The following is a 14,175-nucleotide window of genomic DNA, read 5'->3' on the forward strand; positions in this document are numbered from 1 at the left end:
CAGTGATGTGGGCACGCTCGACTCGGAAGTGGGCACGCTCGACGGCCCGCGGGGAAGCCCTATCCGGTGTAGGCGGAGAGGCGGACGCCGTGCTCGGCGAGCCAGGGCGCCGGGTCGATCTTCATGGTGCCGTTCTTCCACACCTCGAAGTGGCAGTGCGGGCCGGTGGAGAAGCCTTCGCTGCCGACCAGGGCGATGACGTCGCCCGCGGTCACGTGCTGGCCCTTCTGGACCAGTACACCCGACGACGCCATGTGGCCGTACATCGTGACGGTGCCGTCGTTCGCGCGGATCTGCACCCAGTTGCCATACCCCGACGCGGGGCCGGCCTCGATCACCACACCGTCGGTGGCGGCGTGGATGGGGGTGCCCAGCGGTGCGGCGAAGTCGATGCCACCGTGGAAGCTGCCCCAGCGCATCGCGAATCCCGACGTGAACTGGTAGCTGCCCAGCGGGAGCGGTGAGACGAACATGGGACGGCTGGCCAGCGCCTCGCGCTGGGCCTCCGCGGCGGCCATCTGCTTGCCGACCGCGAGTTGGTCGGTGAACGTGCTCAGATCCTGCGACGTGGGGTCGGAGGCGGCGATACCCGGTCCGAGATCGGGAACGGCGCCCGCGGCGGGGTCGACGTTGGCAGCGTTGGCCGGCGTGGCGACCGTGGGTGCGTCGTCGGTGTTGCTCACGTGGGCGACAGCCGCGACCGCGGCTCCGGCCGCCATGGCCACCAGTGCCGCGCGTCCACCGCGCAAGGCGTTCGGCGGTGCCGCGATGCGATGCTTGCCGCGGGTGCGGACTCGCTCGGGATCGGGGATGCGGCGGAAAGAGGTATCCGCGATGTCGCCGAGAGCCAGCTCGCCGCTGTGGGTGGTCCCCAGGCCCGCCTCGTCGGTGAACGAATCCAGCCGCGCACCGTTCGCGTCGAACGGATCGGCATCGTCGGCGTGCAGGCCGTAGGCCTCGAACTCGCCCTCGGGGATGAGGATGTCCTGGGTGATCTCCGAGCGGGTGGGCCGGTAATACGGTTCCCACGTGGCCGGCGACCACGAGTTCTCGACGGCGGCGGCACCCTCGGAGGCGGGATCGTAGGACTCGAGTTCGTCGATGGGGATGATCGTCGTCATCTCGGTGTCGTCGAATTCGCCAACTGAGGCGTTGTGGCGTCGGACGGCTTCGCGTGCGGTCAGCACCTGCCCGCCGACATTTCCACGTCCCGCCAACTCGCCCACCTCAATCTCGTGACTTCGTGATCGCTCCGGGGCCGCAACGATCTGTGACCCTTTTGTGATCCGACTGCTCGACTGACGGTAACGAAACGATTGCGGCAAGTCCAACGGACGGCCGGAATTTCCCCGGCATTTGTGAACTGTGTCACAAATCCCGCCCGCGTTCACGCTGTGCTGAACACTCCGTTGGCGATGTCAAATACCGCCCGTTGCACGCGATTTCGCGTGCCCGACTCGTCTCCGACGTCGACGCAGCAGTGTATCCGACCACGGCTGCCGATCCGATTGGGGGCCGTCGTGGGCCATCGGTGAGGCCTTGCCGGCCGCGGCTCCGAGTAGTTGCGCATCACGACTGAGTGAGTGATCTGTCGCACAAGGTACAGAGGTCCTCTCTGAGCCGTTACCCGGCGGGTTTAGAGTCCGATATGGCCCGCGTTACACCCAACACGAGCGGGCGAACCGACGAAATGGTGAGCTGAATGGATCTCTTCGAATACCAGGCGAAGGAACTGTTCGCCAAGCATGGGGTTCCCACCACACCCGGGCGGGTGACCGACACTGCCGCCGATGCGCGGGCTATCGCCGAGGAAATCGGCAAGCCGGTGATGATCAAGGCACAGGTCAAGACCGGCGGACGTGGCAAGGCAGGCGGCGTGAAGTTCGCCGCGACCCCTGACGACGCGCAGTCCCACGCGGACAACATTCTCGGCCTCGACATCAAGGGCCACATCGTCAAGAAACTGCTCGTCGCGGAGGCGAGTGACATCGCGGAGGAGTATTACATCTCCTTCCTGCTCGACCGCGCCAACCGCACCTACCTCGCGATGTGCTCGGTCGAGGGCGGCGTGGAGATCGAAGAGGTGGCGGCCACCAAGCCCGAACGCCTCGCCAAGGTGCCCGTGGACGCCGTCAAGGGCGTCGACGTGGCCACCGCGCGCTCGATCGCCGAGCAGGGCCACCTGCCCGCGGAGGTTCTCGACGCCGCCGCGGTGACCATCGCCAAGCTGTGGGAGGTCTTCGTCGGCGAGGACGCCACCCTGGTGGAGGTCAACCCGCTGGTCCGCACGCCCGACGACCAGATCCTGGCCCTCGACGGCAAGGTGACCCTCGACGAGAACGCCGACTTCCGGCACCCCGACCACGAGGAGTTCGAGGATCGCGACGCCACCGATCCGCTCGAGCTCAAGGCCAAGGAGAACGACCTCAACTACGTCAAGCTCGACGGGCAGGTCGGCATCATCGGCAACGGTGCGGGCCTGGTCATGTCGACCCTCGACGTGGTGGCCTACGCCGGTGAGGATCACGGCGGCGTGAAGCCGGCCAACTTCCTCGACATCGGTGGTGGCGCCTCGGCAGAGGTGATGGCCGCCGGCCTCGACGTCATCCTGGGCGACGAGCAGGTCAAGAGCGTATTCGTGAATGTGTTCGGCGGCATCACCTCGTGCGACGCCGTTGCCAACGGCATCGTCGGCGCGCTGAACAAGCTGGGCGACGAGGCGAACAAGCCGCTCGTCGTGCGTCTGGACGGCAACAAGGTCGAAGAAGGCCGCAAGATCCTGGCCGACGCGAATCACCCGCTGGTGACGCTCGCCGAAACGATGGACTCGGGCGCCGACAAGGCCGCCGAGCTGGCGAGCAAGTAAGGGGCCGCAACCAATGTCGATCTTTCTCAACAAAGACAGCAAAGTCATCGTCCAGGGCATCACCGGCGGCGAGGGCACCAAGCACACCGCGCTGATGCTCAAGGCGGGCACCAACGTGGTCGGCGGCGTCAACGCACGCAAGGCAGGCACCACGGTCAGCCACACGGCCAAGGACGGGTCCGACGTCGAGCTGCCGGTGTTCGGCACCGTCGCCGAGGCCATCAAGGAGACCGGGGCCGACGTCTCGATCGCCTTCGTGCCGCCGAAGTTCGCCAAGGACGCCATCATCGAGGCCATCGACGCGGAGATCCCGCTGCTCGTGGTCATCACCGAGGGCATCCCGGTGCAGGACACCGCCTACGCATGGGCCTACAACGTGGATAAGGGCAACAAGACCCGCATCATCGGGCCGAACTGTCCCGGCATCATCACCCCGGAGGAGTCGCTGGTGGGCATCACCCCGGCGAACATCACCGGAAAGGGTCCGATCGGCCTGGTCTCCAAGTCGGGCACGCTGACCTATCAGATGATGTACGAGCTGCGCGACCTGGGCTTTTCCACCGCCATCGGCATCGGCGGCGACCCGGTGATCGGCACCACCCACATCGACGCCATCGAGGCGTTCGAGAAGGACCCCGAGACCAAGGTCATCGTGATGATCGGTGAGATCGGCGGCGACGCCGAGGAACGTGCCGCCGACTACGTGAAGGCCAACGTCTCCAAGCCGGTTGTCGGCTACGTCGCGGGCTTCACCGCCCCGGAGGGCAAGACGATGGGCCACGCGGGTGCGATCGTGTCCGGTAGCTCCGGCACCGCGCAGGCCAAGAAGGAAGCGCTCGAGGCCGCCGGTGTGAAGGTCGGCAAAACGCCGAGTGAGACCGCCGCACTGGCCCGGGAGCTCTACGAGAACCTGTGATGATTCCCGGGTGACCGCTCCCGCGGGCCCGGGGAAGCACGCGAACACCGAACGGGGTGTCGCCGACGATCGTCGGCGACACCCCGTTCGTATGTCGTGCCGCCTGTATGTCGTGCCGCCTGTATGTCGTGCCGCCTGTATGTCGTGCCGCCCGTGTGTTGTGCCTCGTTCGCGTGACCGCACTGTTCGGCCACCGTGAGGCCGGTGGTGCGTGAGATACTCAGGTGGTGAGCGAGGACGCCGACCCGGGGTCGATCGAGCGCCGGGAATCGACCCGTCGCTCGCTACTGGGTCTGCCGTTGCGGGCGGCATCGGCGCTGGCCGACACCGCCGAGCACATCCCGGTCGCCGGGAGTGCCGTGCACGCAGCGCGCCGGACCGCGCACGACGTGGTCGGCACAGCGGGCGCGATGGCCGTCGCGGGCACGCAGTCGGGGCTCGGCGCCCTGGTGCGTGAGGTGGTCGATGCCTTCACCAGCGAAGTGGATCTCACCGCACTCGTCGTCGACAACGTGGACATCGACGCGATCGTCGCGACCGTCGACCTCGACGCCATCGTGGCACGCCTGGATCTCGACGCGATCGTCGCGAGTGTCGACCTGGATGCGATCATCGCGCGCGTGGATCTCGACGCCGCAGTCGCGCGGGTCGACCTCGACGCCATCATCGACCGCATCGACGTCGATCGCGTTCTCGACAAGGTGGATCTCGACGCGGTGGTGGCGCGGGTGGATCTCGACGGTGCGATCGAGCGAGTCGACGTCGACGCGGTGATCAACCGGGTCGACCTGATCGGCCTCGCCGACGTGGTGATCGACGGCGTCGACCTGCCCGGCATCATCCGTGAGGCCAGCACCTCGGTCACCGCCGACGTGATGACCGATGTGCGTTCCAGCAGCGAACGCGCCGACGACGCCGTCGCGGACCTGGTGGGGCGGATACTGCGCAGACGGGCGCGCCGTGGGCGCGACGGAACCCCACCCACCGAACCTGACTCCGCCGAACCTGACTCCGCCGAACCTGACTCCACCGGGCCGGTTGGGCCGATCGTCACCGACGTGACCCTGGTGACCGAGATCGACGAGGACCCCGGCCGTGACTGAGCCGATCGACCGACCTGCACGTCCGCGGCGTCGGACTCAGCGCGTGATCGTCGATGCGCATGCGGTACGCGACCGGGAGAAGACCGCGGGCATCGTCAGTCGGGGCGCCGCGGCGCTGCTGGACCTCATGGCGGTGCTGGCGATCCTGGGCGGCATCTACGTCAGTCTGCTGCTGGCGCGACTGCTCTACAACGTGCACCATTTCTCGGCGCCGGATGTCAGCGGTCTGTTCACGTTTACGGTGTTCATGGCGGTGTCGGTGGCCTACCTCGCGTCGTGCTGGGCGGTGTCCGGTCGCAGCCTGGGCTGTGTGGTGATGGGGTTGCGGGTGGTGACCCGCAAGGGCAATCGGCTTAGGCCGTCGGTGGCACTGGTCCGGGCGCTGATTTGTACGTTCTTCGCGATCGGGCTCCTGTGGGTCGTCGTCGACCGCAAACGCCGATCGGTGGCCGACATCTTCCTGTTCACCCGCGTCGTCTACTCACGGTGACACGTGGCCACCCGACCTTCTGCTGCGCAGGTGCTCGAGGCAGTCATCGACGCCGCGAGTTGGCAGTCGTGGGACGTGCCCGCCGATCAGGGTCCGGTCTCCGACGACTACGCCGCCGACCTGCGGCGCGCCGAAGCGGCGACCGGCGTCGACGAGTCGGTGATCACCGGCAGCGGTGTGGTGGGCGGCGTGCGAGTGGCGTTGGTGGTCAGCGAGTTCGGGTTCCTCGGTGGCTCGATCGGCCGCGTGGCCGGCGAGCGAGTGGTGCGGGCGATCCGTCGCGCCACCGAGCAACGCCTCGCAGTGCTGGCATTGCCCGCCTCGGGGGGTACGCGGATGCAGGAGGGCACCTTGGCGTTCCTGCAGATGGTCGGGATCACCGGCGCGGTCAAATCGCATCGCGACGCGGGGCTGCCGTTTCTGGTGTACCTGCGGCATCCGACCACGGGCGGGGTGTTCGCATCGTGGGGTTCGATGGGCCACATCACCTGGGCCGAACCCGGTGCCCTGATCGGCTTCCTGGGTCCCCGGGTCTATGAAGGGTTGTCCGGCAATCCTTTTCCCGAAGGGGTGCAGCGGGCGGAAAATCTGGTGGCCCGCGGACTCTTCGATGCCGTGGTACCGCTGTCGGGTCTGGCCGCGCTCACCGGACGGGTGGTCGAGTTGCTGATGGCACCGCCGGACGACGCGGTGTCACTCGTCGTCGACGATCCGGTGGCCCACACATCGCTGTCTGCATGGGAAATGGTACTTGCCGCCCGCGATCCCGCCCGTCCCGGCCTGCGGGAACTGCTCACCGCGCAGGCGTCGGTGGTGATCGGCCGCCAAGGCCCGATCTGGTTGGCGCTCAGCAGGATCGGCGGACATCCGGTGGTGGTGATCGGTCAGGACCGGTACACACAGCGCCACGGTCAGCTCATCGGACCCGCCGATCTGCGGGTGGCTCGACGCGGTCTGACACTGGCGCGGGAGTTGCAGCGCCCCGTCGTGACGGTGATCGACACTCCCGGCGCCGAACTGTCGGCGACCGCGGAGGAGGCGGGTCTGGCCCGCGAGATCGCGCGCTGCCTCGCCGATCTGATCGACGTGCCCACGCCGTCGGTCTCCGTCCTTCTCGGCGAGGGCGCGGGCGGGGCTGCGCTGGCCTTGTTCCCGGCCGACGTGCGGATCGCCGCACCCGATGCGTGGCTGTCGCCGCTGCCGCCCGAAGGTGCCAGCGTAATAGTCCACCGCGACACCGACCATGCCGCAGAACTGGTTGGCCGCCAACGGATTCGCGCCGTCGATCTGCTCGCCGACGGGCAGGTTGACGGGCTCGCGGCGTGGGCCGACGGGTCCGGACCGGGACCGATGCGCCGCGCGATCGCCGGCGCCCTCGACGGTTTGGTGCCGAGCCGGGACCGTCGCATCAGGTCGTCGCTGGAGAGCGGGCAGACGTGACCCGTCGCATCCTCGGGGTGGGCGCGGTGGTGCACGACGAGGCGAGACGTCTGCTGCTGGTGCGGCGCGCACGCGAGCCGCAGGCCGGGCGATGGTCGGTGCCCGGCGGCAAGGTGGAGGCGGGAGAGTCGTTGCACGATGCGGTGATCCGTGAGGTCTTGGAGGAGACCGGCATCGAGATCGAGGTCGGCGCGCAGGTGTGGGTGGTCGACATCCCGGACGGGCGGGGCGGTGTGTTCGAGGTGCACGACTTCGTCGGGTATGCGGTGGGCGGTAGGCTCGCGGCGGGAGACGACGCCGCCGACGCCGGCTGGTTCGACGTCGAGACGATGCGGGCACTTCCGCTCACCGACGGCCTGATAGAACACCTGGCGGCCGCAGGTCTCCTGGCGGGTGATGTGGGTCCGCGTCACCGCATTCGACACGAGGAATGACATGACCGAACTGCTACCGCTCGACCCCGACCAACTGCTCACCACGACGAGGTCGGTGCGCAAACGTCTCGACCTGGACCGTCCGGTCCCGATCGAGGTGGTCAAGGAGGCCCTCGAGGTGGCGTTGCAGGCGCCGACCGGCGGCAACAGCCAGACGTGGCACTGGATCGTGCTCACCGATCCCGAGATCAAGGAAAAGGTGGCGGCGTATTACGCGCGCTCGTTCGCCGCCTACGCCGCGCAGCGTGACGCCACCACCGACACCGCGCGTCGCGTCGCGTCGAGTTCGACGTATCTGGCCGAGGTGATGGGCCGGGTGCCCGTGCTGGTGATCGGGGCCATCTACACCGGAGGTGAGCTGCCGGAGGGTAACCAGGCCGGGGTGTGGGGATCGCTGCTGCCCGGCGCGTGGAGTCTGGCCCTGGCGCTACGCGCCCGCGGGTTGGGGTCGGCGTGGACCACCTTGCACCTCACCTACGAGCGCGAGGTGGCCGAGTTGCTCGGTATCCCGCCGACCGTGCATCAGGGTGTGTTGCTGCCGGTCGCCTACACGAAGGGCACCGACTTCAAACCGGCAGGCCGACGGCCGCTCGACGAGGTGCTGCACATCGACGGGTGGTGACCGCGCCCCGGCGCCTGGCCCGTTCTGCCGGGAACGCGTGTCGGCGACGGTAGATTCGTGGTCACCATGACCAGCCGCGATCAACCGGTCGACGCCGTGTCGACCACACCCCGTACCCGCCGCGGAGAAGCCAAGGCCGCGCGCCGGGTCGAAATGCTGGCCGCAGCGGCCAGGCAGATGGCCGACCGTGGGTTCGCCGGGGTGCGACTCGAGGACATCGGCGGGGCCGTCGGCGTCAGTGGTCCCGCGATGTACCGGCATTTCGCGTCGAAGACCGATCTGCTCGACCAGATGCTCATCGACATCAGCGTGCGGCTGCGCGACGGCGGCGACGAGGTGGTGGGCCGGGGGCTGCCGCCCGCCCAGACACTCGAGGCGCTCATCCACTTCCACATCGACATGCTGGTCACCAAACCCGATCTCATCGTGGTGCAGGACCGCGACCTGCACTCGTTGACGCCCGCGGCCAATCACGAGGTGCGGTCGCTGCAGCGCCGCTATGTCGAACAGTGGGTGGACGTGTTGCTGCAGTGGGCGGCGGAGACGGGGTGGACGGGCCTGACCCGTGCGGAGGCGAGGGTCCGCGTCCACGCCACGTTCGGTCTGCTGAACTCCTCGCCCAGGCTGCCCGACATCGACGAGGTGCGGTTACGCACCCTGTTGACCGCGATGGCCACCGCGGCGCTGCAGTGCCGGACCCCGCAGGATGGGTGACTGAAGGCTGCTACGGGAGCGGCGCCAGCGACCTGTCGAGCCGACTATTGTTGTCGCGGGTCGCTGACACCGCATTTGTAGCAGCGAGATCAGATGCCCAACTCCACCCGCCGCCGCACCAGTTCCTCCCGGTAGCGCGCCACATTGCCCATCTTGATCTGCTCGTAGCCGCGGACCATGTCCGGTAGCGCGGCGAGGCCGACCAGTGCGGGCAACTGAGCGGGCCCGATCCGGTCCGCCGACCATGCGGCCAGCGCCGAATCGATCAGACCCCGGTACTCGACGATCAGTTCGCGCTCCGTGCGTCGGATCTCGGTGTGGCCGAACGGGTCCAGCCGCGTTCCCCGCAGCCGCTTCATCCGGGCCAGCCCCGACAGCAGTGGCGCGGTCTTCGCGCCGAACGCCATCTTGCTGGTGCGACCCATCGCCCGCAGCAGCGGCGGATGCAGGCGCACCGCCACCCGCGCATCATCACCGTAGGCCGAGGCGATCTGCGCGGCGAACGCCGGGTCGGCGGTCAGGCGGGCCACCTCGTACTCGTCCTTGTAGGCCATCAGCTTGTACAGGTTGCGCGCCACGGCTTCGGTGAGCTCGATCGAGCGCGTGGTCTGCTGTACGTCGGCCACCACGTCCAGGAAGCTGCGGGCATAGTCCTCGTCGGAGTGGGCGACGAGTTCGTCGTAGCGCAGTGCCACCGGCCCTGCGATGGCGTCGTCGACGCCCCGCGCCGCCACCGCTCGAACCGCATGCGCACTGATCGAAGGGGCGGTCAGCGCCTCGCTTCCCGACACCTCCGCGCTTCCCGATACCGCCGCGCTTCCCGACACCGTGTCCGCGAGCGCACCGGGATCGGCGATCGCCTGCCGACCCCGACGAAAGGCGGCGATGTTCGCCGCCACGGCCACACCGTTGAGTTCCACGGCCTTCTCGATCGACGCGGCCGAGATCGGTAGCGCACCGGTCTGATACGCCGCACCGACCATGAGCATGTTGGCGAATTGCTCGTCGCCGAACAATTCGGTGCTCAGCGCGCCCGCGTCGAGGTAGGCCGCCCGTGCCACCTGAGTGTCGATCCGTTCGTGGATGCGGGAGTCGGCCGGAAATCCCGCCGCGGTGTCGATGACCATCGCTCCGGTCGGGATCTGCGTGGTCGACACGATCGCCGTGGTGCGATCGGCGGCGGCGACCTTGAGGTGCATCGGGTCGGTGCCGACGATCGAGTCGCACGCCAGATAGAGATCGCAGCTGTCGGAGGCAGCCTTGGCCGCCTGTTCGGTGGGTGCCGCGGTCACCTTGAGGTCGCTGACCACCGCCCCGCCCTTCTGGGCGAGCCCGGTCATGTCGACGGTCCGTGCGGCGTGGCCGTCGAGGAAGGCGGCGGTGGCCAGCACCTGTGACACCGTGACCACCCCGGTGCCACCGATTCCGGTGATCCGCATCGTGAAATCAGTGTTCCGCGTGAAGGTCTCGGTACCGTGCGGGTCCGGCAGAGCCTCGGCCGGCAGGTCGACGGACCGCCGTGCCTGCGGCACCGCACCCGGGGTGACGGTGACGAACGACGGGCAATCACCGGCGAGACAGGAGAAGTCGAGGTTGCACGAACTCTGGTCGATGCGGGTCTTGCGGCCGAACTCGGTGGCCACCGGATGCACCGACAGACAGTTCGACTTCTCGCCGCAGTCGCCGCATCCCTCGCAGATCCGTTCGTTGATCATCACCCGCTGCGTCGGCGTCGGCATCTGTCCCCGCTTGCGCTTGCGGCGTTTTTCGGCTGCGCAGTGCTGATCGTGGATGAGAACGGTCACGCCGGGGATCTGCGCGAGTTCGGTTTGGACGTCCAGCATGTCGTCGCGGTGGCGCACCGTGACACCCCGGGCCAGCGTGTGGGTACGGGTGCGGTCGGGATCGTCGGAGGTCACCACGATGCGTGCGACCCCCTCGGCCAGCAGCAGTTCGGTGAGACGTGTCAGGCCGAATTCGCCCACCGCGTCCTGGCCACCGGTCATCGCCACGGTGCCGTTGTAGAGCAGCTTGTAGGTGATGTTCTCGCCCGAGGCCACTGCCGCTCGCAGTGCGAGCGAACCCGAATGTGTGAAGGTGCCGTCACCGATGTTCTGTACGAAGTGGCGCGCGGGGACGAACGGTGCCATACCCAGCCACTGGGCGCCCTCACCGCCCATCTGGGTGACCCCGGCGATATCACCCACCTGGTGCGGGTCCATCAGCAACACCATTGCGTGACAACCGATACCGCCGCCGACGAGAGTGTCGGGGGCGACCTTGGTGGAACTGTTGTGCGGGCACCCCGAGCAGAAGTACGGGGTGCGTACCGCCAAGGGGAGATCGATGCGGGTGGGTGTGTGGCGGGCGGCGCGACGGTCGAGCCAGGCCTGCGCTGCCTCGACGTGATGGTGCCGGGCGAGGCGCGTGGCAAGACCGAGCGTCACCGCGTCGACGTCGAGTTCACCGAAACGAGAGAACAACGTCGACCCGTCCTCGTGGACCTTGCCGACGATCCGCGGCGCGCGCGGATGCCGATAGAGCATGTCGCGCATCATGGTTTCGATGAAGTCGCGCTTCTCCTCGATCACGATCACCTCGTCGATCTCCCCTGACGCGGTGTCGGTGATGAAGCGCTCCACCATCTCGCGGTCGAGCGGGTACACCATCCCGAGCTTGAGGATGCGGATACCGAGACGATGTAGCTCGGCATCGTCGATTCCCATGAGGTGCAGCGCATTACGCATGTCGAGGTAGGTCTTTCCGGCAGCCACGATGCCGATCCGGTCGTCGGAGCTCGACACGGTGATGCGATTGATGCCGTTGAGGCGGGCATAGGCCAGCGCCCGCGGCATCCGGATGGTGAGCTGATTCTGTTCGAGTTCCATCAGATCGGCACCGAGAAGCCGGCCGCTCGGCAAGTGTGGACTGCGGCCGAGGTCGCCGTGGACGGGGTGAACCCGGCCGAGGTCGGCGGTCGACGAACCGTCGGCCACGTGCGCCGAGATCTTCAGCGACGTCCACAGTCCGCTGACCCGGCTCATCATGGCCGCGTGCACACCCAGCTCGAGGATGTCCTGCGAGTCGGCCGGGTAGAGGGTCGGAATGTACAGGTCGGCCAGCGCCATCTCCGAGGTGCACGGCACGGTGGAACTCTTCGCGCCGGGATCGTCGCCCACCAGGGCCACGGCACCACCGTCGGGGTGTGTGCCGATGAGGTTGGCGTGGCGCAGGGCGTCGGAGGCCCGGTCGAGTCCGGGTGCCTTGCCGTACCAGTAGCCGACGATGCCGTCGCGCGGCGCGCCGCTCGGCTCGGCGGCCAACTCGCTCACCGTGGGCGCCAGCTGTGTGCCCATCACGGACGTCGCGGCGATCTCCTCGTTGAGTCCGGGCCGGTGCACCACGTCGAAGGGTTCGAGGATGTGGTGGCGTCGCGCGAGTTCGAGATCGAAGCCGGCCAGCGGTGAGCCCTCGTAACCCGACACGAACGACGCGGTGCGCAGATTCCGGCGGCGATCGATGCGCGTGCGGTCGGCGATCATGCGCACGAGCGCCGCGATACCTGGGAGTGGGACCGTGCCCGTTTCCCGTGTGTAGCGGTCGGCGAGGGTGAAGTCGCTGGTCGGGAGGTGGGTCGTGCCGGGCCGGCGCGGGCGGTGGTCGGCTCGATCGTCTGCGAGGGTCATGGGTTCACCTGGCCTTCTTCTGCTGTTCCGCGTCGGCGAGGGGTGGTGCCGACGCGCATGTGTGGCGGGTCCAAGGGTGGTGGACCCACTTCACACACTACGAAAGATAGTGATCGCCGTCACTCATGGGCGAGAATGAATCGAAGGCGTGACACGGCGTCGGCGATGGGTTAGTGTCGCGTTCAGTTAATGATTGCTAACTGAAAGGGGCGCGGTGTCCACCACTTCACCGGCAGCGGCGACTGCACCGCCGGCGGCGACACCGGCCGGCTTCCGCGAGACGCACGAGGCCAATGTCGCGGCCCTGCGCGAGCGGCTCGCACGTGTCGCGGTCGGCGGCGGCGAGCGTGCGCGCAACCGCCATCTCGCCCGCGGCAAACTGCTGCCGCGCGATCGGGTGGACACGCTGCTCGACGTCGGATCACCGTTTCTGGAGGTCGCCGCGCTGGCCGCACTCGGCATGTACGACGACAAGGTGCCCGCGGCCGGCGTGATCGCCGGCGTCGGCCGGATCGCCGGGCGCGAATGCATGATCGTGGCCAACGACGCCACCGTGTCGGGCGGCACCTACTACCCGATGACGGTGAAGAAGCACCTGCGCGCGCAGGAGATCGCCGCGGCCAACCGGCTGCCGTGCATCTATCTCGTCGACTCGGGTGGCGCGATGCTGCTGGCGCAGGACGAGGTGTTCCCCGACCGCGACCACTTCGGCCGCATCTTCTTCAACCAGGCGACGATGAGCGCCGCAGGTATTCCGCAGATCGCCGCGGTCCTCGGCTCTTCGACTGCGGGCGGCGCCTACGTGCCCGCGATGAGCGACGAGACGGTGATCGTACGCAACCAGGGCACCATCTTCCTGGCGGGACCGCCGCTGGTGAAGGCGGCCACCGGCGAGGACGTGACCGCAGAGGATCTCGGTGGCGGGGCCATGCACTCGTCGGTCTCCGGGGTCACCGATCACCTGGTGGACAACGACGAGCAGGCCCTTGCCGCCGTCCGCGACATCGTCGCGACGCTGGGCCCGCGGGAGCCGGCGCAGTGGGAGGTGGCCGCTCCGCGTCCCGCGGCGCGTCCACAGACCGATCTCTACGACGTGGTGCCCACCGACCCGAGGACGCCCTATGACGTGCGCGAGGTGATCGGCATCCTCGCCGACGGCGGCGATTACCGTGAGTTCAAACAGAATTACGGCACCACGCTGGTCACCGCGTTCGCCCACATCGGCGGACACCCCGTGGGCATCGTGGCCAACAATGGTGTGCTCTTCAGCGAATCCGCCCTCAAGGGAGCACATTTCATCGAGCTGTGCGACCAGCGCCGAATCCCGTTGGTGTTCCTGCAGAACATCACGGGCTTCATGGTGGGCCGCGCCTACGAGGAAGGCGGCATCGCCAAGAACGGCGCCAAGATGGTCAACGCCGTCGCCTGCGCCCGCGTGCCGAAGTTCACCGTGATGATCGGCGGTTCCTTCGGCGCAGGCAACTACTCGATGTGCGGACGCGCCTACTCGCCCCGATTCCTGTGGACGTGGCCCAACGCCCGCATCTCGGTGATGGGTGGCCCGCAGGCCGCCGACACCCTGGCAACGGTGCGCCGCAACCAGATCGAGCGTCGCGGCGAGCACTGGCCCGACGCCGACGAGGAAGCGTTCAAGGAACCGATCCGTGCCCAGTTCGAACGCCAGTCCGACGCCTACTACTCGACGGCGCGATTGTGGGACGACGGCGTCATCGACCCCGCCGACACCCGCACCGTGCTGAGCCTGGCGCTCGAGACCTGCCGATACGCCCCACTCGCCGACGTGCGCTACGGCGTCTTCCGGATGTGAGGAACCCATCGTGACCGACACCGTCCCGGATGTATCGAGCGCATCCCACACCTCCCACGCCGGCGACGATCTCCCA

At 68.0% G+C, this 14,175-nt stretch carries 11 protein-coding genes; 9 read left to right on the top strand and 2 right to left on the bottom strand.

Going from position 1 to position 14,175, the window contains the following annotated elements; translation table 11 throughout:
* Positions 1 to 59: 59 nt before the first annotated feature.
* Entirely contained in the window at positions 60 to 1,226 is a 1,167-nt protein-coding gene (locus tag ACWDSI_RS01025; RefSeq protein WP_449745623.1) for a M23 family metallopeptidase, read from the bottom strand.
* A gap of 476 nt (positions 1,227 to 1,702) precedes the next feature.
* Between ACWDSI_RS01025 and sucC the strand changes: the two genes are divergently transcribed.
* The 8 genes from sucC (at position 1,703) to ACWDSI_RS01065 (ending at position 8,585) form a co-directional block, all read left to right on the top strand.
* Entirely contained in the window at positions 1,703 to 2,866 is a 1,164-nt protein-coding gene (gene sucC / locus ACWDSI_RS01030) for an ADP-forming succinate--CoA ligase subunit beta (protein WP_449745622.1), read from the top strand.
* Positions 2,867 to 2,879: 13 nt separating this feature from the next.
* Positions 2,880 to 3,782 carry a succinate--CoA ligase subunit alpha gene (sucD, locus tag ACWDSI_RS01035; RefSeq protein ID WP_449745621.1) on the top strand — a complete coding sequence of 301 codons (903 nt, stop codon included), beginning with the start codon at positions 2,880 to 2,882 and terminating at the stop codon, positions 3,780 to 3,782.
* A gap of 227 nt (positions 3,783 to 4,009) precedes the next feature.
* The gene (locus tag ACWDSI_RS01040; protein ID WP_449745620.1) at positions 4,010 to 4,885 is read left to right on the top strand and encodes a hypothetical protein; all 876 of its coding nucleotides are present in this window, start codon (positions 4,010 to 4,012) and stop codon (positions 4,883 to 4,885) included.
* 4 nt (positions 4,886 to 4,889) lie between these two features.
* Positions 4,890 to 5,375, top strand: coding sequence for an RDD family protein (locus ACWDSI_RS01045; RefSeq protein WP_449745923.1), 486 nt, complete (start codon positions 4,890 to 4,892; stop codon positions 5,373 to 5,375).
* A 3-nt stretch (positions 5,376 to 5,378) separates the two neighbouring features.
* Positions 5,379 to 6,815 (top strand): carboxyl transferase domain-containing protein, encoded by a 1,437-nt coding sequence (locus ACWDSI_RS01050; RefSeq protein WP_449755393.1) that lies wholly within the window; start codon positions 5,379 to 5,381, stop codon positions 6,813 to 6,815.
* Complete coding sequence (locus ACWDSI_RS01055) at positions 6,812 to 7,249, top strand: NUDIX domain-containing protein (protein ID WP_449755394.1); 438 nt, start codon at positions 6,812 to 6,814, stop codon at positions 7,247 to 7,249. Before ACWDSI_RS01050 ends, ACWDSI_RS01055 begins: the two co-directional genes overlap by 4 nt.
* A gap of 1 nt (position 7,250) precedes the next feature.
* Positions 7,251 to 7,871, top strand: coding sequence for a nitroreductase family protein (locus tag ACWDSI_RS01060; protein ID WP_449755395.1), 621 nt, complete (start codon positions 7,251 to 7,253; stop codon positions 7,869 to 7,871).
* A gap of 66 nt (positions 7,872 to 7,937) precedes the next feature.
* Entirely contained in the window at positions 7,938 to 8,585 is a 648-nt protein-coding gene (locus ACWDSI_RS01065; RefSeq protein WP_449755396.1) for a TetR/AcrR family transcriptional regulator, read from the top strand.
* 89 nt (positions 8,586 to 8,674) lie between these two features.
* On the opposite strand, the gene ACWDSI_RS01070 is transcribed toward ACWDSI_RS01065, so the two are convergent.
* Positions 8,675 to 12,271 carry an indolepyruvate ferredoxin oxidoreductase family protein gene (locus tag ACWDSI_RS01070; RefSeq protein ID WP_449755397.1) on the bottom strand — a complete coding sequence of 1,199 codons (3,597 nt, stop codon included), beginning with the start codon at positions 12,269 to 12,271 and terminating at the stop codon, positions 8,675 to 8,677.
* Positions 12,272 to 12,485: 214 nt separating this feature from the next.
* Between ACWDSI_RS01070 and ACWDSI_RS01075 the strand changes: the two genes are divergently transcribed.
* On the top strand, positions 12,486 to 14,099 hold the full coding sequence (locus tag ACWDSI_RS01075; protein WP_449755398.1) for a carboxyl transferase domain-containing protein: 1,614 nt from the start codon (positions 12,486 to 12,488) through the stop codon (positions 14,097 to 14,099).
* Positions 14,100 to 14,175 lie beyond the last annotated feature (76 nt).

The organism is Gordonia sp. NPDC003429 (assembly GCF_053588575.1).